Source organism: Hydrotalea flava, from assembly GCF_001623405.1.
Classification (GTDB): Bacteria; Bacteroidota; Bacteroidia; order Chitinophagales; family Chitinophagaceae; genus Hydrotalea; species Hydrotalea flava.
The window spans coordinates 28,036-50,559 of sequence record NZ_LUHG01000097.1 but is presented as its reverse complement, the minus strand read 5'-3'; the positions used below and the strand labels follow the sequence as shown (position 1 = coordinate 50,559).

General features: G+C 38.0%; 19 protein-coding genes and 1 CRISPR repeat array (1 of these 20 only partly in view). Of the genes, 7 read left to right on the top strand and 12 right to left on the bottom strand.

All coding sequences use genetic code 11. The features are described 5' to 3' along the window. Window positions 1-1,912: a CRISPR direct-repeat array (repeat unit 47 nt; unit sequence GTTGTTATCAAAGATCTGATAAAAAGAATTTGAAAGCAAATCACAAC); it reaches 1,438 nt to the left of the window's first position. Window positions 1,913-2,135: 223 nt separating this feature from the next. From A0F92_RS11535 to A0F92_RS11525, 3 genes are read left to right on the top strand one after another with little or no spacing between them, the layout of a single operon-like run. Beyond that, window positions 2,136-2,726: a DUF3109 family protein gene (locus tag A0F92_RS11535; RefSeq protein WP_068246087.1), complete on the top strand. Its 591-nt coding sequence runs from the start codon at window positions 2,136-2,138 to the stop codon at window positions 2,724-2,726. A gap of 49 nt (window positions 2,727-2,775) precedes the next feature. Then, entirely contained in the window at window positions 2,776-4,155 is a 1,380-nt protein-coding gene (locus A0F92_RS11530; protein WP_068246086.1) for a LutB/LldF family L-lactate oxidation iron-sulfur protein, read from the top strand. Between the two features lie 12 nt (window positions 4,156-4,167). Then, window positions 4,168-5,478, top strand: a complete 1,311-nt coding sequence (locus A0F92_RS11525; protein ID WP_068246085.1) for a DUF7033 domain-containing protein — start codon at window positions 4,168-4,170, stop codon at window positions 5,476-5,478. Between the two features lie 9 nt (window positions 5,479-5,487). Here the strand turns inward: A0F92_RS11525 and A0F92_RS11520 are convergent, their stop codons facing one another. The 3 genes from A0F92_RS11520 to A0F92_RS11510 all read right to left on the bottom strand — a co-directional run bounded on the left by A0F92_RS11520 (window position 5,488) and on the right by A0F92_RS11510 (window position 10,154). Further along, window positions 5,488-6,405 carry a DMT family transporter gene (locus tag A0F92_RS11520; protein ID WP_068246084.1) on the bottom strand — a complete coding sequence of 306 codons (918 nt, stop codon included), beginning with the start codon at window positions 6,403-6,405 and terminating at the stop codon, window positions 5,488-5,490. Between the two features lie 77 nt (window positions 6,406-6,482). Further along, window positions 6,483-7,979, bottom strand: coding sequence for a bifunctional phosphoribosylaminoimidazolecarboxamide formyltransferase/IMP cyclohydrolase (gene purH, locus A0F92_RS11515; protein WP_253810405.1), 1,497 nt, complete (start codon window positions 7,977-7,979; stop codon window positions 6,483-6,485). Between the two features lie 54 nt (window positions 7,980-8,033). Next, entirely contained in the window at window positions 8,034-10,154 is a 2,121-nt protein-coding gene (locus A0F92_RS11510) for a ComEC/Rec2 family competence protein (RefSeq protein ID WP_068246075.1), read from the bottom strand. 501 nt (window positions 10,155-10,655) lie between these two features. On the opposite strand from A0F92_RS11510, the gene A0F92_RS11505 reads away from it, so the two are divergent. From A0F92_RS11505 to A0F92_RS11490, 3 genes are all read left to right on the top strand, one after another. After that, entirely contained in the window at window positions 10,656-11,150 is a 495-nt protein-coding gene (locus A0F92_RS11505; RefSeq protein WP_068246072.1) for a hypothetical protein, read from the top strand. A 681-nt stretch (window positions 11,151-11,831) separates the two neighbouring features. Beyond that, complete coding sequence (locus tag A0F92_RS11495) at window positions 11,832-12,674, top strand: sensor histidine kinase (RefSeq protein ID WP_167517054.1); 843 nt, start codon at window positions 11,832-11,834, stop codon at window positions 12,672-12,674. Then, window positions 12,671-13,348, top strand: coding sequence for a response regulator transcription factor (locus A0F92_RS11490; protein ID WP_068246065.1), 678 nt, complete (start codon window positions 12,671-12,673; stop codon window positions 13,346-13,348). The genes A0F92_RS11495 and A0F92_RS11490 overlap by 4 nt, the downstream gene beginning before the upstream one ends. 92 nt (window positions 13,349-13,440) lie before the next feature. On the opposite strand, the gene A0F92_RS11485 is transcribed toward A0F92_RS11490, so the two are convergent. The 6 genes from A0F92_RS11485 to A0F92_RS11460 all read right to left on the bottom strand — a co-directional run bounded on the left by A0F92_RS11485 (window position 13,441) and on the right by A0F92_RS11460 (window position 18,874). Continuing rightward, complete coding sequence (locus A0F92_RS11485; protein WP_167517053.1) at window positions 13,441-14,634, bottom strand: carbamoyl phosphate synthase preATP-grasp domain-containing protein; 1,194 nt, start codon at window positions 14,632-14,634, stop codon at window positions 13,441-13,443. Between the two features lie 765 nt (window positions 14,635-15,399). Then, window positions 15,400-15,813 carry a cupin domain-containing protein gene (locus A0F92_RS11480; RefSeq protein ID WP_068246062.1) on the bottom strand — a complete coding sequence of 138 codons (414 nt, stop codon included), beginning with the start codon at window positions 15,811-15,813 and terminating at the stop codon, window positions 15,400-15,402. 27 nt (window positions 15,814-15,840) lie between these two features. Then, window positions 15,841-16,851 (bottom strand): aldo/keto reductase, encoded by a 1,011-nt coding sequence (locus A0F92_RS11475; protein ID WP_068246058.1) that lies wholly within the window; start codon window positions 16,849-16,851, stop codon window positions 15,841-15,843. 36 nt (window positions 16,852-16,887) lie between these two features. Continuing rightward, window positions 16,888-17,655, bottom strand: a complete 768-nt coding sequence (locus A0F92_RS11470; RefSeq protein ID WP_253810403.1) for a carboxymuconolactone decarboxylase family protein — start codon at window positions 17,653-17,655, stop codon at window positions 16,888-16,890. A gap of 106 nt (window positions 17,656-17,761) precedes the next feature. After that, window positions 17,762-17,962: a tautomerase family protein gene (locus A0F92_RS11465; protein WP_068246055.1), complete on the bottom strand. Its 201-nt coding sequence runs from the start codon at window positions 17,960-17,962 to the stop codon at window positions 17,762-17,764. Window positions 17,963-17,968: 6 nt separating this feature from the next. Beyond that, a complete protein-coding gene (locus A0F92_RS11460; protein WP_167517052.1) occupies window positions 17,969-18,874 on the bottom strand; it encodes an MBL fold metallo-hydrolase in 906 nt (301 codons plus the stop codon). Window positions 18,875-19,075: 201 nt separating this feature from the next. On the opposite strand from A0F92_RS11460, the gene A0F92_RS11455 reads away from it, so the two are divergent. Continuing rightward, entirely contained in the window at window positions 19,076-19,972 is an 897-nt protein-coding gene (locus A0F92_RS11455) for a helix-turn-helix domain-containing protein (RefSeq protein WP_068246046.1), read from the top strand. Window positions 19,973-20,200: 228 nt separating this feature from the next. Here the strand turns inward: A0F92_RS11455 and A0F92_RS16085 are convergent, their stop codons facing one another. The 3 genes from A0F92_RS16085 to A0F92_RS11440 all read right to left on the bottom strand — a co-directional run bounded on the left by A0F92_RS16085 (window position 20,201) and on the right by A0F92_RS11440 (window position 22,452). Beyond that, a complete protein-coding gene (locus A0F92_RS16085; protein WP_394330971.1) occupies window positions 20,201-20,386 on the bottom strand; it encodes a GxxExxY protein in 186 nt (61 codons plus the stop codon). Window positions 20,387-20,674: 288 nt separating this feature from the next. Then, window positions 20,675-21,379 (bottom strand): RluA family pseudouridine synthase, encoded by a 705-nt coding sequence (locus A0F92_RS11445; protein WP_068246043.1) that lies wholly within the window; start codon window positions 21,377-21,379, stop codon window positions 20,675-20,677. An 11-nt stretch (window positions 21,380-21,390) separates the two neighbouring features. Next, window positions 21,391-22,452, bottom strand: a complete 1,062-nt coding sequence (locus A0F92_RS11440; protein WP_068246040.1) for a pseudouridine synthase — start codon at window positions 22,450-22,452, stop codon at window positions 21,391-21,393. Window positions 22,453-22,524 lie beyond the last annotated feature (72 nt).

Sequence of the window (22,524 nt, the reverse complement as noted above, 5' to 3'; positions counted from 1 at the left end):
TGTAATTCCTTTTTGTATTCAGGTTGTTATCAAAGATCTGATAAAAAGAATTTGAAAGCAAATCACAACACAAATGTTAATAACTATTTTTTGATTTGGTTGTTATCAAAGATCTGATAAAAAGAATTTGAAAGCAAATCACAACAGAAAAAACAATAATAGTATTACTTATTTTGTTGTTATCAAAGATCTGATAAAAAGAATTTGAAAGCAAATCACAACAGCGCATTAAATCGCTTGTAGCGCTTTCATGTTGTTATCAAAGATCTGATAAAAAGAATTTGAAAGCAAATCACAACAAATTGTCGAAGCACACGCATAAATATTTTGTTGTTATCAAAGATCTGATAAAAAGAATTTGAAAGCAAATCACAACCTATCTTTTAAAAATTCAAAAAGTTGCTCAGTTGTTATCAAAGATCTGATAAAAAGAATTTGAAAGCAAATCACAACGAACACAAAAAGCAAACGCTCATAAAATCTGTTGTTATCAAAGATCTGATAAAAAGAATTTGAAAGCAAATCACAACCCCGCAGGCTCTGTTACTGTTAGTGTAACGTTGTTATCAAAGATCTGATAAAAAGAATTTGAAAGCAAATCACAACGTTACTTTCAATTGCCTGCCTGTCGGTTGTGTTGTTATCAAAGATCTGATAAAAAGAATTTGAAAGCAAATCACAACTGCTTTTCTAATTGCAGTTCCAAAGCTTTAGTTGTTATCAAAGATCTGATAAAAAGAATTTGAAAGCAAATCACAACCTTCTGTAAAAGGTTTGCTTTTCATAAATTGTTGTTATCAAAGATCTGATAAAAAGAATTTGAAAGCAAATCACAACACGAGCCAACTGTAGTGCTTCTACGTTTAGTTGTTATCAAAGATCTGATAAAAAGAATTTGAAAGCAAATCACAACGAATTTGTAAAAGAATACCCGTTGCAGTTGTTGTTATCAAAGATCTGATAAAAAGAATTTGAAAGCAAATCACAACCTCCCAGAGCAATTTTCAAGGCGGCAATTTTGTTGTTATCAAAGATCTGATAAAAAGAATTTGAAAGCAAATCACAACATATACGTTAGTTGGGCCGATGGCAAAATGGTTGTTATCAAAGATCTGATAAAAAGAATTTGAAAGCAAATCACAACAGTTGTAGCTGTTAGCAGAGGTGATGTTGAGTTGTTATCAAAGATCTGATAAAAAGAATTTGAAAGCAAATCACAACTGATTTACATTAATGGTGACAGCGTCATCTGTTGTTATCAAAGATCTGATAAAAAGAATTTGAAAGCAAATCACAACTCTTCACTCTGTAATCTTTTTATCCAGTCGGTTGTTATCAAAGATCTGATAAAAAGAATTTGAAAGCAAATCACAACGAAGGCACATGAATTAAAGGGAGTAGAAGAGTTGTTATCAAAGATCTGATAAAAAGAATTTGAAAGCAAATCACAACCATCTTACTACAAGCACAAACGATGGATTTGTTGTTATCAAAGATCTGATAAAAAGAATTTGAAAGCAAATCACAACGCTTGCCGGCAGTTGTTTCATTCATTGCGTTGTTATCAAAGATCTGATAAAAAGAATTTGAAAGCAAATCACAACAATATGGATGGAAATTAAAAAACGGAGGGAGTTGTTATCAAAGATCTGATAAAAAGAATTTGAAAGCAAATCACAACGTACATTTAATTGCTAATATTTTAGTTAAAGTTGTTATCAAAGATCTGATAAAAAGAATTTGAAAGCAAATCACAACCCTGCTTCAAACACATTATTATCATTTACAGTTGTTATCAAAGATCTGATAAAAAGAATTTGAAAGCAAATCACAACAAAGTTTTTTTTGTTTTATTTTGAAAAAATGTTGTTATCAAAGATCTGATAAAAAGAATTTGAAAGCAAATCACAACCGGGGTTTGATGATTTATGAATAACTGAACGTTGTTAGTAAAAATCGAACAAAATGTATATTACAGCCTATTCCCTACTGAATGACTGCCAATTTTATAAAAAATGAATCATTTTCCTGCGGATTGCCCCCTTCCAAAAAAAGCTATTTTCCGCAAACTACCCATCACTAACTCCAAACCTTTTACCTTTGTAATACCTACCCTTTAAACCCATTAATTGAAAATGATAGCCATTGATAATGTTTTAATTAGCGATGCCGTAATAGAAGAACAATTTGTGTGCAATTTGAATCAATGCAAAGGCGGTTGTTGTGAAGATGGCGATGCAGGTGCACCATTAGAACTAGACGAATTGAAAGCAATAAAAGCCAGCATTGCCGCAGCAAAGCAGTTTATGAGTGCTGCAGGGCTGAAAGAACTGGAAAAACAGGGCGAAGCAGTGTACGATAAAGAATTTGGCTGGGTAACCCCCACCATTGGCAGCGGTATTTGTATTTATGGTAAACGTGATGCCAATGGCGTAATTCTCTGTGCTTTTGAACAAGCGTATATGCAGGGCCTAACCCAATGGAAAAAGCCCATCAGCTGTCACTTATACCCCATTCGCATTTCGGCCAGTAAAAAACATACGGATGTGGAATATGTAAATTATGAACCAAGAGAAACAATGTGCAGCCCGGCTTGTGCGCTGGGTAAACAACTAAAAGTACCGGTATATCTTTTCCTGAAAGATGCACTGATTCGAAAATATGGCAACGAATTTTATGAAGCTCTGGCAGCCACCGCCGAAAATATACGTATGGCCAAAAAATAATTTTATGAATGTAAATTGCAAGTGTTTATCAGCATTAAATTGAACGGGTATGAACAAAAATGCAGCAGGTTTTATTGCCAAAAGTACCATTAAAGCACCCGATTTAGAGCATCGCCGAAAAATTAATTTCAATATAGGGAAATACAATGCTGCCGTTCCAAAAGGGCAACAACAATTTGCCAACCTGCCGTTAGTTCGCGAAAAAGCCAAAAATATTAAATGGCGGGCCATTGAACATTTAGATACTTTATTAGAACAATTCGAAAAACAAATAACAGCCCGTGGTGCTGAGGTTATATGGGCCGAAAACACCGAACAGGCCCTGGCTGCCATTGGCAATATTTGTAAAGCTAAAAACTGTACTACTGTGGTTAAAAGCAAGAGTATGGTTACCGAAGAAATTCACTTAAACCATTTTTTAGCCAGCCATGGTATTGAAAGCATAGAAACCGATTTAGGCGAATATATTCAGCAATTAGATGGCGAACCACCCTATCATATAGTTACACCTGCCATGCACAAAAGCAAGGAAGATGTGGCCAAATTGTTTGCCGATAAATTGGGCGTTCCCGGCGGATTAAACCCCGCTGAAATTACGCAGATAGCCCGGCAAAAACTGAGGGAAAAATATACTGCAGCGCAAATTGGTATAACCGGTGCCAATTTTATTCTGGCCGATATTGGCGGTATTGCACTTACCGAAAATGAAGGCAATGCCCGTTTAACCACAGCCTGGCCCAATACACATATTGTAATTGTGGGTATTGAAAAAGTGTTACCCTCGGTGTATGACCTGCCTTTGTTTTGGCCCTTACTGGCATCGTTTGGTACAGGCCAGCAAATTACCGTTTACAATTCCATTATTACCGGGCCGCGGCAGGCCGGTGAAACAGACGGACCGGAAGCCATGTATGTGATATTATTAAACAATGGCCGCACCAACCTATTGGCCAATGCAAAAACCCGTGAAGCATTGTACTGTATTCGCTGCGGTGCCTGTTTAAATGCCTGCCCCGTATATAAAAATATTGGTGGCCATAGCTATGAAACCACCTACAGCGGACCCATTGGTAGTGTCATTACACCGCATTTAAATGGGATGAAGGATTACGAACACCTTAGTTTTGCCTCATCCCTCTGCGGTAACTGCACACAGGTTTGTCCGGTACGTATTAACCTGCATGAATTATTGTTAGAAAACAGGCTCGAATCGGTTCAGGATGGCAATAGCTTACTCTCAGAACGTTTGGCCTGGAAAGTATGGAAAATGGCCAGCCTGCACAGAGGCATGATGAATACAGGCAATGGAAAGCTGAAAAACAAAATGGTGCATCAATTATTCAAAAACTGGACCAAACACAGAACCCCATTACAGTTTAGCCCAAAAACTTTTAATGAGTTGTGGAAAGAACAGGCACAAAAACAGTAGTATACATTGCCTATGAAAGCTGCTAAGCCCACACACTTGCTGTTTGCAAAAGAGCCCTCGCCCAGGTTAACCTATATTATAGAAACTTTGTTGGGCAAACATTGGCAAATTACACACAACCTGCACTTTTTTGAAAAATGTAAAGCCATTAAAATTAATTACTCTACCTTAACGGTTCAGTGCCCATGCTTGAATGTTATTCCGCACGGACTGTTACACCAAACCGATATACACAAACAACGGATATATATTGACAATTGGTTTAAACCACCCGTTTTTTTTTGTTTTGCGAGTGAATTAGGCTTTGATATTTTTGCTGCATCATTTTATTTACTATCCCGTTATGAAGAATACTTACCACATGAAACGGATAGTTTTGGCCGGTTCCCGGCCAATAAAAGCTTAGCCTATCGTGAAAATTTTCTCCAAATACCCTTAATTGATTTGTGGTTACAACAGTTTGAAAAAAAGATGCAATGCCTGTTTCCGGCATACCGGTTACCCCAACGCTCATTTGTATTTATTCCGGGTTTTGATATTGATATGGCATATAAATACCATTACCGGGGAATCATAAAAAATATGGCCGAATTTTTAAAAGCCATGATAACAGGAAATGTTGAAGCAATTACAGAATCAGCACGTGTATTGATAGGTAACCAACGTGATCCGTTTTACGTATTTGATGAGATAACTCAAATATTAGCTGCCCAAAACCTGCCGGCACTGTTCTTTTTTTTAGTGTCACAAAAAAAACATGCACTCGATAAAAACATAGCACCGCAAAAAAAAGGGATGCGGCTGCTTATACAACAACTCAGCAAACAATTTGAAACGGGCATTCATTTATCGGTACAAAGCAGTATGGCACCGAACCCGGCCGCAGCTAAGCAGGAAATAAAAACCCTTATCAACCTTATAAAATCGCCCATTACCAAAAACCGATTTCATTACTTACACTTTCATTTACCGGAAAGCTATGAACAACTGATTAAATTAGGCATTACCGCCGACTATTCAATGGGATACAGTACGGCAAATGGGTTTAGAGCATCCTATGCACAACCGTTTCAATGGTATCATTTACCAAAAGAAACTACCACCCACCTAACGGTTTACCCTTTTTGCTGGATGGATACTGCCGCTATTTTTCAACAAAAGCTAACACCGCAGGCAGCTTATACCGAATTACAGCAATTAATTACAATAACCCAATCAGTAAATGGTTTTTGTATGCCGGTATGGCATAATCACTGCATTAGTAATGAGCGGAATATGAGCGTTTGGAAACAGGCTTTTTACAATTTTTTTAGAACACTTTAAATTGAGGTACTACATGCCCTCGGCATCGGCAATGGTCATTGTATGAATTTGTACACTTCTATTCACTATATACACACCCGCCAGCGTAATCAGCGAACCAACAATATTTGTAAAAGTTAAAGGATCATTCAATAAAGCAGCGCCAATTAACAAGGCTACAATTGGGTTAATGTATGCATACAATGCAGCCACCGAAGGTGTTAAATGTTCCATGGTATACAAAAATGCTTTAAAAGCCAGGATTGAACCCGCTACAACAAGATAAGCCATGGCAAACCATGAAGTAAGAGTAATTTGATGAAATGGAATATGATTACCGGTAACAAATGCCAGGAAACCTATAAAAAAAGAAGCAGCAACCATTTGCCAACCCAAAGCATATTGCCGATGCATTTGTAAAGTGTTGCCGGCCAGCAAAATAGTACCTACACTCCAGCCCAGCGTAGCAATAAAACATAGTAAAATGCCCTTCCAATAATGCGAGGTGTTTTGATGTATGGCATTTTCATAAAATACCAGTACAATACCGCCTATACCCATTGCCAGCCCCAAAAAAGTGGCAGGGCGTGCTATATTTTTTTTGAAGAAAATAATTTCAATGAGAACAACAAATAATGGATACATAGCTGCAATGAGTGCAGCCATACCCCCGGAAATATAATTAAGCCCCCAGGTACTCACTCCATTCGATAAAAAGAACGTAAAAAAACCCATTCCTGCTAAAAATACAAATTGCCTGCGTGTAGGTAGTGGTTGCCCCTTAGCCATAAAATAACCTATTATCAATAATCCAGCAATGCACTGCCGTATGGCTGAAAATTGTAAACCGGGTAAGGTGCCTACCCCAATTTTACTGGCTTCCCATGTACTGCCCCATAAAATACCGGTGGCAGCAAAGGCAATATAGGCTTTGGTTTTTGTTTGCATGATGTATAAAAAGCCACTGATAAAATACAGTGGCCTTATGCTTTTGTTTTAATTTAATTGGTAGCTATGTTGTATGCTTAATGTTTAAAGTGGCGCAAGTTGGTAAATACCATAGCCAGTTTATTTTCCACACAATAATCAATACTGTCTTTATCGCGAATAGAACCACCGGGCTGAATATAACATTCAATGCCGGCAGCATGTGCAATTTGTACACAATCATTAAAAGGGAAAAAAGCATCACTGGCCAATACAGCACCTTTCAGTGAAAAATTAAATTGCTGTGCTTTTTCTATGGCATGCCGCAAAGCATCGATACGCGAAGTTTGTCCGCAACCCTTTCCCACCAACTGTTTATCCTTCACCAATGCTATAGCGTTGCTTTTTAAATGTTTGCAAACCAAATTGGCAAACAATAAATTTTCTTTTTCCCATTCGGTTGTAGTTCTTCCACCTGTTTCTTTGTATTCTAAAATATTTCCCTCATCGGAAGTTTGTTGCAATATGCCGTTGAGTAATGATTTTTGTTGTTGTTTTTCTAATGTAATTTCAGGATGCAATTGCAATAAAATGCGGTTCTTTTTTAACTGCAGAATACGCAGGGCTTCGGCATCAAAGCCAGGGGCAATTAATACTTCAAAAAATATTTCCTGAATAGCAGTTGCGGTTGCGGCATCTACAATATGATCGGTAATTAACACCCCGCCAAAAGCACTTTCCGGATCGCCGGCTAAAGCAGCTTCCCAGCTTTCTTTCAAAGTAGGCCTTTCAGCAATGCCACATACGTTGGTATGCTTAAAAATGGCAAATACCGGTTGTTTGGCTACCGTTTTAATATCTAACAACAATTGAATGGCCGCTTCTACATCTACCAAATTATTGTACGATAATTCTTTTCCATGCAGTTGCTGAAACAAAGCACTTAAATTACCCCTGAATGCAGCTTTCTGATGCGGGTTTTCTCCATAACGCAACACTTGTTCTGTTAATGCAGCCGGGGGTGTAAAATATTGGTGAATAGCTACATCATAATGCATCACCACTTCAAAAGCCTTGGCGGCAAAGGCACGCCGTTGTTCCAATGTAGTGGCACCTTGTTGTTCGGTAAGCAATTGCAGTAAAGCAGCATAATCTGCTTTAGCTGCCACTACCAATACATCTTTAAAATTTTTGGCAGCCGCACGAATCATAGAGGGACCGCCAATATCAATTTTTTCAATAATTTTAGCTTCTTCCCGTGTGGTAGCAACTGTTTCTTCAAAAGGGTATAAATCCACTATCACCAAATCAATTTCAGGAATGGCATACTGTTGCATTTCGGCCATATCCTGTACCTCTGCTCTTCTGCCTAAAATTCCGCCAAAAACGGCAGGATGCAGGGTTTTTACCCGTCCCCCCAAAATACTCGGATAATGGGTAAGGGTTTCAACACCTACACAGGGTACACCCACTTCTTTTTCTAAAAATTGCTGGGTACCGCCGGTAGAATAAATAGTAATTCCTAATGCCTGTAATTGCCGGGCAATGGGCGCTAATCCGTCTTTATAAAAAACTGAAATTAGAGCCGACTTCATTTGTTTTTGCATACTATGGTACAATTGGTTGTTTGCCGGAATAATCCGCGGTGGCTAAAAATTTAAAGTAAAAGCCCCCGATTCGGGAATAGAATGAAGGCGCAAATGTAAAGCCTCTGCTTCTTTTTTCCATTGATTGATTTTCCACAAGGCATTACTACCATCGGCAACAAACTGTTTACAGGGCCAATGCTGGTATATTTCCTGCAGCGAAACGTTTGGATTTTGGGAAAGAATTACTACTTCAGCAGGTATAGGCAGAACGGGTAACGAGGGTAAAGTTAGCCGATTGTTGAGCCAAACAATCTGTTTTTGTTGCAGGGTAATGATTTTAGGTGCGGTTAATTGGGTATCTAATACCTGAATAGTTTGTATACGATGTACAATACGGGAGGGCTGCAAATGAAAATTTCGCAGATATCCATCTTCCAACAACTCAGGCGCCCCCATAAAACGGCAGGTACGCCCCTGAATAATATCGATAGCTGTGGTTTTGGGCACCTGATAAACAATGAGTTTGGTTTGCTGTTGCTTTTCCAAAAAATCAGCCGAACGAATGCCGGCAAATAATAAAGTAGCCAGGAGTGCCCAATAAATACCTGCTGTTTTTTTCTGTAACAACCAATAACCCATACCGGCAATGGCTAAAATGATACACCCTGCCTGCCATACATTGATTTGAATACCACCCCAAACCGCATGCGGCCAATGATTAATAGCAGTAATACCCGCATTCATCCATTCAATTCCATTGTTCAAAAAATTACCGAAAAGTACCGCAACAGCCGGCCAGCTTTGCACCAATAAAAGTGCCATCAACCCATATAATAACAACCCCGACAGTGGCACCACCCAAATATTGGCGAATAAAAAATAAACCGGAAACTGATGGAAATGGTACCAACTGATGGGCAAAGTGAGTATTTGTGCAGCAAGCGTAACGGCCATTAATTGTCCTATTTTTTTAAGCAGTCCCGGCCAGTTCAGTTGTTGTTGTATAATGGGCTGAAATAACACAATACCCAACACCGCTGCATAACTGAGCTGAAAACCCACATCCCATAAATTAAAAGGGTTGTACAATAACAAGCAAAATGCTGAAGCGGCCAGATTATTGTAAATATGGGAGTTACGGTTTAACCATTGCCCCAAAATAATGAATGAAAACATTACTGCACTGCGGGCAATAGAAGGCACGCCACCGGCAATTGCGGTAAATAGCCATATAATACTTAACATTAAGCAATATTTCACTGAACGCCATTTTGCCGAACGTTCCAATGGTGCCAGTAAAAAGAACAATAACCCATATATCATTCCTAAATGCAACCCGCTGATGGCAATAATATGCACCACCCCCACATTGCTGTATGCCTGTACCAATTCACGGTCTAAATAATTGCGATACCCAATCAGCAATGCAGCAGCCACATTGCTAGCATCTTTATCGGGAATATATTGATCTAAAATTTGCAAAACAGCTTTGCGAAAATGCCATAGCGTAGTTTGCAGGGTAGATAAATGTGCACCGGTTATAACAACGCATTGCCGCATGGGTACAAAACTCTGATAATAAATACCTTTCCGGTGGCACCAGGCTATGTAGTTAAAAGCACCGGGATTACCCGAATTGGCAATGGGTTGCACAGTAGCCTGCATTAACAACAATGTTCCGGGTTGTAAAGCCGGAAGCTGCCGCAACAAAGCCGTATCTTTTTGAAAATAGAGGATGATTTTACCTTTTGCCATTTGTGACCTACCCTCCACAATTTGTTGTTGCAAAGTGGCCACTCCCTTATAAGTTTTATCACGCTCGGTAAGCGGTTCATCCAATTGTACAAGTATTTGCTGTTTTCCCGGCTGCAACAGGGGTGCTGGTTGGGTTTGTTGTATTTGCAGGGTATACACACTCATGCCCAATACTATAAAAATGAACTGCAGTATGCATCCTTTTACCCAAAACCAATGGTAGCGCCAGGCAAGTGGTAATATTTGAAAAGCAGTGAGCAACAGGCAACCGCCCAATCCGCCCACCAGCAGTGCGAAGAAAGTAATAGAAAAATGATATTGCAACAAAATACCGGCCATAAAAGGAAGCAGCAAACGAAGCATGGGTGCTTTTTGCAGCCAGTTGGGGCCAAAATGTTGCGGTATGAGGTGGGCAGATGTATGCATAGAAAAAAGAAAAATACAACAGATTGCACAATCAGGCAAATGTTATCATCGTTTTTGCTGTTTACGGCAGGGTACAAAAAAATTTCCCCAAAACATTCAGATGAAATTTTGAGGAAATAAATGGGCTAAGCCTTAGGATATTGGATTTGTAAAAACGGTTGGCGATCAACCCATAGCTAATTTCTATACTTATTTTGAATTGAGGTAATTATTGTTAAAAAAAATGAAACGGTATTTTTTACCGTGCTTTTACGGGGTTTTTTCTGCGGGTTACTACGTGTTTTAGATACCGTGTTTTTACGGTTTTTTACCCCGTGTTTTTACGGTTTTTTTTGCGGGTTTGTACATAAAAAAGGTTAATGCTGAAATGTTTATGAATGAAATTAATCTGTAATTGATTGATAAACAAAGGGTTCTGAATAAAATTCATAAAAACTATTCAATAGTTTTACTCTGTCATTTAAAAACAACAAATTTCTAAACATCTAAAAGCCTACAGCTATGCAAACTATTGAAAAAAAATCATTAAAGGTTGGTAAATACGTAAATACCGCTCATGTTGACAAAGTAATCCGTAATTACAAACAAGAACGTTGGGTACACAACAGTGAAAGAATTGGTAAAGAAGATTCTTTAAGCGGCTGGTGGAGTGTTGAAGAAATGGAAGAATTTATTGCCAAAGCCAAAAGCCATGGTGCCGATGGTATTAAATTTTATTTTGGCGCTTACGATGCCGATTATGCAGAAAAACCTGAATATGCCGGCCGCCAAACCCTGGTAATGGTAGGTACCAAACACAACGAAACCGGTATGGGTGTGCTGAATAAAGATATTTATTATACCGACGCCAGCGGACAAAGCAATATTCTGGCGTATAATGCTATGAGTATGTGTCCTCCTTATTGCTCAGGCACCTTGGGTAAATCGAGTATTGATGACAATGAACTGGGGGTTACTTTAATAGACAAAGGAGAAGATGGAATGATTTTAATTTAATAACCATAGCACCATAAAATATTTTATTGAAAAGAATCAAGTATTTGATTCTTTTTTTTATTTTTCCAATATGATACAAATAGGCGTTTATATATTAGCATTAAGTTGTGTTGTTTCAATAATTTACCTTTTGAAACAACACAAGCCCAACAAGCTCCGTTTTTTTACTTTTTTTTTACTGGCTACTCTAATTGTAGAGTTGACAGCGAATTATTTGAGTTCAAAAGACATTTCTAATCTGCCCCTGTATAATATTTTTACCACTTTTGAATTTATTTTTTACATCTTCACCATCCGGCAGTTTATTCACCGCCCTTTAGGCAGAAAAATATTTTTATATACCATGGTAGCTTATGGCCTGGCTGCTTTTATCAATATTTTCTTAATACAGGGCATCATGGTATTTCATACCATTACTTACGCAATAGGTTGTTTGGTGATAGTATTTTGTGCAGTGTATTATTTCTATGAAATTTTGTTTCGCCCAACACCGGTTACCCTGGTACGCATGCCTGATTTTTGGATTTGCAGCGGTTTATTGTTTTATTATGCGGTAAGTTTCCCCATTTATGGCTTTACCAATTTTGTAATGAGTTTACCACATGCTTTACTAAAAAATTTTAATCTTTTCATCCAGATTTTGAATATAATATTGTACACAATGTTTAGTATTGCATTCTTATGCCGATTCAAGGTAACGAAATCACCTCTATCATTGTCCTTGGTACCGTACTAGGTTTTAGTCTGGTAGGTTTCATTGTAGGCATGGTTTTGTTGTACCAACGGCGGCAGCATAATTTTTTACGAGAAATGACCCTGCTGAAACAAAGGCATGAACAACAAATTTTACGGGAAAGAATTTTGGTACAGGAACGTACCATGACCAATATTGCTCAGGAACTGCACGATAGCATTGGCCAGCAATTACAGGTTATTAAATTAACGGTAAGTACTGCCCGCAGTATGCTGCAAAAACCAGAGGCCAAAGAAATGCTGATAAGCTCTGCCAATAGTTTGAAGTTTGTAATTGCCGATATATCGCGCCTCACCAAAACCCTGCATACCGAAAAAGCAGAAAAAATTAATTTGGAATTCTCCATTTCAAATGAAGTAGACCGTTTAAGAGAAACTGGCAAATACCAGGTAACATTTGAATACCCTACCAGTAATTTTCAGGTAAAATTTAATGAAGAAACCAATATATTTTTGTTCCGCATGTTTCAGGAAGCACTCAGTAATATTATTAAACATGCGCATGCTACTGCTATTGATATTTGTATGTATTATCCGGAAGAAGATAAATTTGTTTTGAGTATTAAAGACAATGGCGTGGGCTTTACTGTAAAAGAAAAAATGGAAGAAGCATCTAAAAACTCCGGCCTTGGGTTAAGCAATTTACATAACCGGGCAAAAATGATTAATGCAGCAATAGAAATTAGCAGTATCTTAGAGCATGGAACTGAAGTTAAAATAATTTTACCTTTATCAACCACCAATATTTTACAACAAAACACTGACTTATGATTGGCAATGCCAATAATATACCATCCTATAAAGTAGCAGTAGTTGACGATCATGTTTTATTGCGCAGTGCTTTAGCCCGTTTAATTTGCAGTTACGAAAATTATTCCGTTGCTTTTGAAGCCAGTAATGGTAAAGAATTTATTGAAAAATTAAGTAAACAGGTATTGCCCGATATTGTGCTGTTAGATATTAATATGCCTGAAATGGATGGGTATGAAACAGCCCGTTGGTTAACCAAGCACTATCCGCACATTAAAATTTTGGCGCTTTCAATGGAAAGCGATGATACCAATATTATTCAGATGATAAAATTGGGCGCCAAAGGGTTTTTAATGAAGAATGTAGAACCGGAAGAATTGAATGGTGCTTTAGATTCAGTGTTGGAAAAAGATTTTTATTTATCTGATACCATTTCCGGTAAAGTAATCAGTGGTTTGCAAAGTGGCGCCCAAAAAGCCTCTGAACCCGAAACACTCACCGAAAAAGAAAAAGATTTTTTACGTTTAATTTGTACAGAACTTACGTACAAAGATATAGCCGAACGCATGTTCATCAGTCCCCGAACATTGGATGATTACCGCAATGCCCTTTTTGAAAAGCTGAATGTACACAGCCGTATGGGCTTAGCCATTTATGCATTAAGAAATAAATTGGTAGATATTAATCAGTTGTAATTCATTGAAACCATTGCTCAGTTATGCACTGCCTCAATGTTATACTTCAATAACGGAAGCACCGGTTTAAGTTCCAAAAAGTTTCTTTTCGATTACTTACTCAAATTCATACTTCTTTCCTTGTACAGGGTTCTGAAGTAAGGATCGCGTAAATCTTTAATAAATCGGATGGCTTCGCCGGTGCTTTTCATTTCAGGACCCAGCTCTTTACTTACACCGGGGAATTTATCGAAACTGAATACCGGTTCTTTTATGGCATATCCATCTAATTTCTTTTCAATTACAAAATCGGTCAATTTTGCAGCGCCCAGCATTACTTTGGTAGCTATGTTCAAATAAGGTACCTGATGGGCTTTTGCAATAAATGGTGTGGTACGACTGGCACGGGGATTGGCTTCAATTACATACACCGTATTGCCTTTAATGGCAAATTGTATATTAATCAACCCTTTTATATTTAAAGCACGTGCAATTTTCTCGCTGTAATACTCCATGGTTTCCACCAGCAAAGGGCTTAGGTTAAATGCGGGCAACACGGCATTGCTATCGCCGCTATGAATACCTGCCGGCTCTATATGTTCCATAACACCCATTACATGAAAGTTTTCGCCATCAAAAATGGCATCTACTTCTGCTTCCTGGCAACGGTCTAAAAAATGGTCAATTAATATTTTATTATCCGGAATATGTTTTAAAAGGCTCACTACTGCTTTTTCAACTTCCTCATCATTAATTACAATCCGCATTCTTTGTCCGCCTAAAACATAACTCGGCCTTACCAGCACCGGATAACCCACTCTGTTGGCCACTTCAATGGCTTCATCGGCAGTAAAAGCGGTGCCATATTCAGGATAAGGAATATCCAATTGTTTCAATAAATCGCTAAAACGGCCGCGGTCTTCAGCAATATCCATATCATCAAATGAGGTACCGATAATTTTAATGCCTTTTTCATGTAGGCGTTTCGATAATTTCAATGCGGTTTGTCCGCCCAATTGAACAATAACCCCTTCCGGTCGCTCTAACTCAATAATTTCCCACAAATGTTCCCAAAACACAGGTTCAAAATACAATTTATCGGCCATATCAAAATCGGTGGAAACAGTTTCCGGATTACAGTTTACCATAATGGCTTCATAACCACATTCTTTAATGGCTAATAAGCCGTGCACACAGCAGTAATCGAATTCAATACCCTGGCCAATTCTGTTAGGGCCACTTCCTAAAACAATAATTTTTTTTCTTGCAGAGGGGATGGATTCGTTGTGTAGAAGGTTATTGCTCATGAGTATGAAATTGTGCAAATGTAACAACCTCTCATTTTTTTAAGCATATTTTTTTGAATGAAATATGAAAATAGAAAAATGAAGCATACAAAAACAGAGATTGGGTACCTTCCTGAAAAAAGTTAACACTATTTTGGTTTTAAATCCGGTTACAAGTGTACACGTTTTCAGTAATCCTCAATTAGGTTTACATTTGCATTGAACACCAAACGGAAGCAGGCTCTGCCGGAGAACAACTTGCCAGAGATACATCTCCGGGTTACGGAATATCTTGATTTTTGATGTCCAGAAATTGGCTGATTTTTAGACAACCTGTTTCAGGAAAAGTCAAGGTTTTTTTATTGCTTTTATTAAGAAATTCTTGTCTATTTCGTACTTGGTAAAAGGTCTTGATGGGCCATAGTTCTATTCAAAACATAATTATAATACCCACCATCTTCTCACTTTTCCTGTGGCTAACCTCCATCTGCCTTTGAAATGATTTTATCTGAAAGCTGATACTATATTGGCTTTTTCATTTCTCCATACTGCTCTTTGTGAATAGCTACATGATTTAGCCTCCAGAATCTAAAATGAAAGTCAATTTAAATTTATCCAAATGTTTTCATTGCGCTTCGAATGTCGCCTTTTCTATAAAATATTCAATACTTCGTTGTGTATAGGACGTTAATTGAAACTTAGTTTGTTCATTTGAGGTGTCGCTAAGCAAATTGTTGTCAAAAACATAAACCATTTCAACCAATACAGTACCACCTATTACCGTATTTAGTCTTGTACTTTATCATACGTTTCATCATCAACCGGCTCCAACCATTCGGGTTTTCCGGCAGTGATTGCGATGTGTTCAAACCAACTATTTTTTGTTGCACCATGCCAATGTTTTACTCCATCGTGGGTAACTATTACATCACCTGCTTTTAAAAATTGTGCTGGTTTCCCTTCTTCCTGATACCACCCTTCGCCACCTGTAACCAATAATATTTGAAACCCATTACGATGCATATGCCAGTTATTTCTGCATCCTGGTTCAAAGGTCACATTTCCAACTCCAACATTCACTTGAGGATCGGTAACTAATCCTTTAAGATAACTTTGTCCTATAAAATATTGTGCATAGGCTTCATTTTTCTCACCGACTGGAAAAATTACTCCGTTTTTTATTTCTTCATGTTTTGCCATTTTAATTCCTCCTTTTTCAATTTCATATTAAAGCCCTGTCATACGTTCTGCAGCTACCGGATACCGTGCCCCTTCTATTTTAATTTCAGAAGCCGCCTGTTCAATTTCATTCAAATCGTCAGGTTTAAGTTCAACACTCATAGCTCCAAGATTTTCTTCTAACCGGTTCAATTTTGTTGTGCCCGGGATTGGAACAATCCACGGCTTTTTTGCCAGTAACCAAGCCAAAGCTATTTGTGCAGGTGTTGCATTCCTTTGTTTGGCAAACTGGTTCAATAAGTTAACCAATGCTTTGTTTGCTTTACGATTTTCGGCGCTAAAACGGGGAACTGTAGTTCGGAAATCATTGCTATCAAGTTGTGTGTTTTCGTCAATCTTTCCTGTTAAAAATCCTTTACCAAGTGGGCTAAAAGGAACAAAGCCTATGCCCAATTCTTCCAGTGTTGGTATAATTTCGTTTTCAGGCTGTCTTGTCCAAAGTGAGTATTCGCTTTGCAGTGCAGCCACCGGATGCACAGTATGTGCTTTGCGAATGGTTTGCGCCCCTGCTTCGGAAAGTCCCCAATATTTTACTTTACCTTCCTGAATTAAATCTTTTACTGCCCCTGCTACATCTTCAATTGGAACGTTTGGATCAACTCGATGTTGGTAGTATAAATCAATAACTTCTACATTTAATCTTTTCAGCGAACCTTCAACCACTTTCTTTATGTGCTCCGGTCGGCTGTTTAAAGCATTCCATCTTGCATTAACTTCGTTTTCATTTGCAGGTTCCCAACCAAACTTGGTTGCAATCACCACTTCATTTTTGAAAGGCCTTAATGCTTCACCGACTAATTCTTCATTGGTGAGAGGACCATATACTTCCGCTGTATCAAAAAATGTTACGCCACGTTCAACTGCCGAATGAATGAGTTGAATCATTTCTTGTTTGTTTTTTGCTGCACCGTAAGACCAACTCATGCCCATACATCCAAGACCGAGTGCAGACACTTCAAGTCCGCTGTTGCCCAATTTTCTTTTTTGTAGTGTTTTCATTTTAAAAATTTTATTGAATGAAATAATGTTGTTGTATTAATGAACATCCGTTTCAACTTTTGCATCTTTAATTGCATAAATAGCATTAGCTATTCTTGGGAATCCGATATATGGATAGAGTTGAATCAACGCAGAAAGAAGGGTTTCTTTATTGTTGCCCACTTTCATATTGCCAACTGCATGTGAACCCATTTGTTTATCGGCACCGCCTAATGTAACTAATGCACAAAATATCATTAACTCTCTTGTTTTAATATCCAAATCACCTCTTGTATAGAAATCGCCGAAACATGACTCAGTTAATATTCGGGGAATGGCATCTGCAAATTCACCCGGCAAATCTTTCATATTTTGTTTCATTCCTTCGCCGTAAATGGGAGATTGTATTTCTTTCCCTTTATCAAATCTTTCACTGTCTGCTATTTTTGCTTCATTTTGCAAAGGCAGTTTTATTCCTCTGTCTTTGAAAACGCTGTTGATAGAATCTAGAGCATTCAACACTTTTGGATAACCAATAAATGGAGCTAACTGATAAATTACTTCCCGTATTTCAATCGGATTTACACCAATGTTTAAGGCAGCATTGGTATGCGGTCTCAATTGCGGCAAAGTTTGATTGGTTGCAAGGGCTGTTATAGTGATAAGTTCACGTGTTGTGTCACTAATATTGCCGATATAAAAAACTTCACCGAAAATAAAGCGTTGCAGAATGGTGATTAGTTCAGGATCATCAGAGCCGGAAACAGACTGTACCTGCCTAAATAGTTGCTCGTATGTTTGTTTGGATCTTTCTATTCTATTCATAGTATCTTTTTTATTTGTTTGCTTACTTGAATTTTGTGCAATTAAATGCGACACGGAGAAATTGATAATTATAAGTGTTAAGAGGAGGTGTTTCATTGTGTTGAAATTATTTCAGAATTATTTTTAATGTATAGGCAGAGGCACGATTACTAATCACAGGAGATAGATAAGTACTGCTGGTGTAATTCTTTTTATAAGCATCATTAATAGCGTTGCTTATATTTCCAACGATTGTAATTTTTTTTGCAAGTTTTTGTTTCTGTTTATCACTCCGACCAGAAAGCATTTTAACTATAATGTGTGGCATTTTTCTTTATAATTTTTTCGAGCGTTTAAGTGTGAAAGGCTCACCCGGTGCTAAAACTATTATGCGTTCAGGGTTTAGTACCAGTTTTTTTAAACGTTCCGGGTCGCCATTGAATGGTATAAAATCCGGCGCATCTACAAAGCCCCAATGACCGAGTATTAGCGGGGTATTAGGATAAGCATTTGCTATTTTTACCGCACCTTCCAAACCTGAATGAAAAGCAGCATCTTCTGAATAATCAAACAGAATAGCGTCAGGTATGGGCATGTGCAGTTGTTCCTGCATAAAGCGTGAATCGCCAGGTGCCCAAATAGAACCATCGGGTGTATTGAACCAAAAGCCACAAGCATCTCCGGGTTCGTAATACCGTTGCCCGGGTTTCGGAAAGCTATTTTGCCATGCATGGTCTGCAAGGGTTAGCCTAACAGATATTTTACCAACATTAAAGGTTTCGCCAATATAATGCCCATAAGAATGCAAGCCGTCGTTTTTCATCAACGAGTCAACATATATAGTGGAATGAAATTGTTTTGTAACAGATGCTAAATCTTTAAAGGTTGCAACACTGTAGTGGTCGTTGTCGCTGTGAGTGGCAAATACGGCATCTAGGTGTGGAACATCTTTTGGCTTGATGGGAAAATTCATTAACAGAGGCATATCGTAACCCTCCAGCAATGGATCAATCATAAAGGTTGTGCCCCTACTGTTTACAAGGAAACCAGCCATGCCTAACCAGCGAATCGTAGTTGTGTTAGAAGATGTAAATGCTTCTTTCCCAAAAGCTTTTGTTGTTGGCGCTTTTGCCTGATATTTCTTCGGTGTTCCAGTACTATCATTCGTAGATTGAGCTTGCACTCCGATTGCAAATACCAAGACGGCAATTAATGTCAGAAAGATTTGCTTTTTTTTCATCTTTTGTATTTGTTTATGTGTTGCCGGGTATTTTAATGCTCCGGCAGATGATTATGATTTTGAAATGATAAAGTTCAATATCATTTCTCATCTGCTTATTATACTTATTCCTGTTTCCCTTACCATTATTCCCGAATGGCTTTTGAAATATAGGTTTTATACTTTACTTGCTTTAATTTTACTATTCGATAAACATAGTTGATGGGAAAAATTAATAAAATAGAAACCGTGGCTCAGTTCAACAGAGACAGAGGGCAAAAAACACTACACCCTTTGGTAAGTGTTCTCGATAACGCTCATTCTAAGCCGGTGCAAGAGGCACGTTATATTTCTGAGTTGTACATTGTTTTTTTAAAAGACGTAATATGTGGCGAACTAAAATATGGTCGCAATCACTACGATTATGAGGAAGGTACACTTTTATTGATTGCACCCGGACAAGTATTCGGATTTGAGGAGCGTGGGAAGATGGTGCAACCTTCAGGTTGGTCATTAGTGTTTCATCCGGATTTAATACGTGGAACGCATCTTGGCAAACATATAAATGAGTATGATTTTTTTTCGTATGATTCAAACGAAGCCCTTCATGTGTCAGATTCCGAAAGAGCGATTGTGGTGGAATGTTTCAGGAAAATACAGTATGAGTTGGCGCATGCTATTGACAAACACAGCAGAACTTTAATTGTAAGTAATATTGAATTGTTTTTGAATTATTGCGTTCGTTTTTATGACCGGCAGTTTGTGACAAGAGAACATATTAATAAAGATGTATTAACAGGATTTGAAAGTTTACTGAATGAGTATTTTCAGTCGGATAAACCACAGATTTTAGGATTGCCTTCGGTTACTTATTGTGCTGAACAACTTAATTTATCTCCAAAGTATTTTGGTGATTTGATAAAAAAGGAAGCCGGCAAAACAGCACAAGAATTTATACAATTAAAATTAATTGATACTGCGAAGGAAAAAATATTTGACACAAAGAAATCAATAAGTGAAGTGGCTTATGATCTTGGATTTAAATACCCTGCACATTTTAGCAGGATGTTTAAGAAACGTGTTGGGTATTCACCGAATGAATATCGCCTGCTTAATTAAACGGTTCTGGTAAAACAGGTTTTCTTTCTTCCCATAATTATTGCACTGAAAAATCTATGAATAATTATTTGGTGAAGTCTTGTAAATCAGCCGGAGGTGGGTAGGCTGTGTGTTGGCATTTTTAGTACCAAAAAAAATACTTTGCGTGCTTCGCGAAATAACTTAGCGTGCTTGGCGTGCAACTTATTTTTCCTCGCAAAGAGCGCGAAGAACAATATAGAGCAATATTTATAATCGATTCACAATTCTGTGCATACCGTCTTTCAAAAGTTTTGTATTAAAATTAATAAGCAGTGCTAACTTTTTATCTGCCAGTTTTAAATAGGTTAATGGTTGAGCAAAATGAACAGCAGCTATATTTTCAACACAGTTTACCGCAATAATTACCTTATTTTCAACAAGTATCAATCCCATCACCAATATCCTGCTTCACTGCTTTATAACCCAATGGCATGGGAACCTGTGTTTTCACTTCAAGCCCTCATTCCCTTAAATTACAGGCCAAAGTGGTTTCATAACAAACTCTAATCATCCCCGTGCTAATTGGGTATGAAAATCTACAGCCACAGCAATTATTTTATATGATAATTCATTAAAATTCATAGACTCATTCAAAATAAATGATAACACTATTAATGTTTTCGTTATACTTATTTGCAGTAAGAGTAAAGCTAATTTCATCATTTAAAGAAAACAGCAATATTACCACTTACGTAATTGTTGTAATACAGCACGAAGATCCTTAGGGATGGGCGCTTCTAATTGGAATGTTTCATTGTTCCATTCAAAAGATAATCCAGTAGCATGCAATGCCAATCGTTGTAGCAATGGTTTCTCTTCTTCCACCGCTTTCGCTAATTTAAAATTGCGCTTAATGGAAGAAAGCAGCAATGGTGCAGGATTGCCATATAAAGCATCGCAAACAATACTATGCCCAATATACTTCATGTGCAAACGAATTTGATGGGTACGGCCTGTATGAATTTGAAATTGCATCCAGGCATATTTTCCAAAACTTTCTACCAATGCATAATCAGTAATAGCAGGTTTACCCTTGTTGCCTGTTACCATTAAACCATTTTTACCGGGATGTGCAAATATGGGTACATCAATAGTGCCTGTTGTATGCACCGGAACGCCATATACCAAGCCATGATATATTTTCTTCACTTCCCTTGCTTCAAACATTTGAGAGAGCGAGCGGTGGGTGGCTTCATCTTTGGCAAAAACAATTACCCCACTGGTATCTTTATCTAATCGGTGAACGGTGAAGATATTGCCATATTTTTCTTTCAATATATCTTTTAAACTCAGCTCCTTTCCTATCCGGTCGGGAATACTTAATAAACCCGATGGTTTGTGTATGGCAACAAAATAATTATTTTCAAAAATGATATCCAATTGCATGATAACTAAAACTAATGAGCAGTATTATGGTCATTTTTCGCCAATCCGGCTCCGTTCATAAACTTTAAGTTCCTGATTTCTTTTTCGTTTAAAAAGCGCCAGGTACCCCGGTCTACATTTTTTTTGGTGAGGCCGGCAAACAAAACCCTGTCTAACCCACGCACATCATAGCCCAAATGTTCAAACATACGGCGTACAATGCGGTTACGGCCACTGTGAATTTCAATACCAATTACCGATTTATCTTTTGCATCGGCATAAGCAGCGCTATCGGCCTGAATAAATCCATCTTCCAAATGAAAGCCCGTGAGTAAGGCCTCCAAATCTTTTTTGGCAACAGGTTTATCTAATTTAACCTCATAAATTTTCTTCACCTGAAAAGAAGGATGCGTTAATTTTTGCGCCAATGCCCCATCGTTGGTGAGCAATAAAACACCGGTTGTATTCCTGTCTAACCTGCCCACCGGATATACCCTTTGTTTGGCAGCATCTTTCACCAAATCCAGCACGGTTTTCCGCCCCTCGGGGTCTTTAGCTGTGGTAATATAATCTTTCGGTTTATTCAGCAGTATATACACTAAGTTTTTTTGCAGAAATATTTTTTTGCCTTTCCATTTAACATCTTCATTACCCAATACTTTAAAACCCGGTTCAAAAATGGTATCCCCATTTACGGTTACTTGTCCGGCTTTAATGAGTTCAGCCGCTTCTCTTCTTCCACAAATACCCGCATGTGCCAAAAATTTATTTAATGGCATAGGTGCCTGGGGGTCGGCAGCTACTGTGGTAACAGGAGCTATTGCTTTTTGCTTAGCTGATTGGGGAGATGATTTAGAAAAACGGCGCTCCTCTTTTTTAGGGCTACGTACTGTTTTATCTACATTTTTTGATGGGGGTATTGAGGCAGGTACTTCAGGTGCAATGCCATGTTTTTTCTCCCATTGTTTTTTCCGGAATGCTTCACCTTCTGCACGGGAAGCTGCTTTTGCTTTTCTTTTTTCCTGGCGTATGGCCTCTTTTTTCTTAGCACCCTTAGGGCTGCTATCCATAAACTTTTCAAATGCTTTCGCCATATATTTTCGTTTACTGTTTTACAACAGGCAAGGCAAAACTACGGAAAATAATGCAGCGAAGGGTATTTGAGG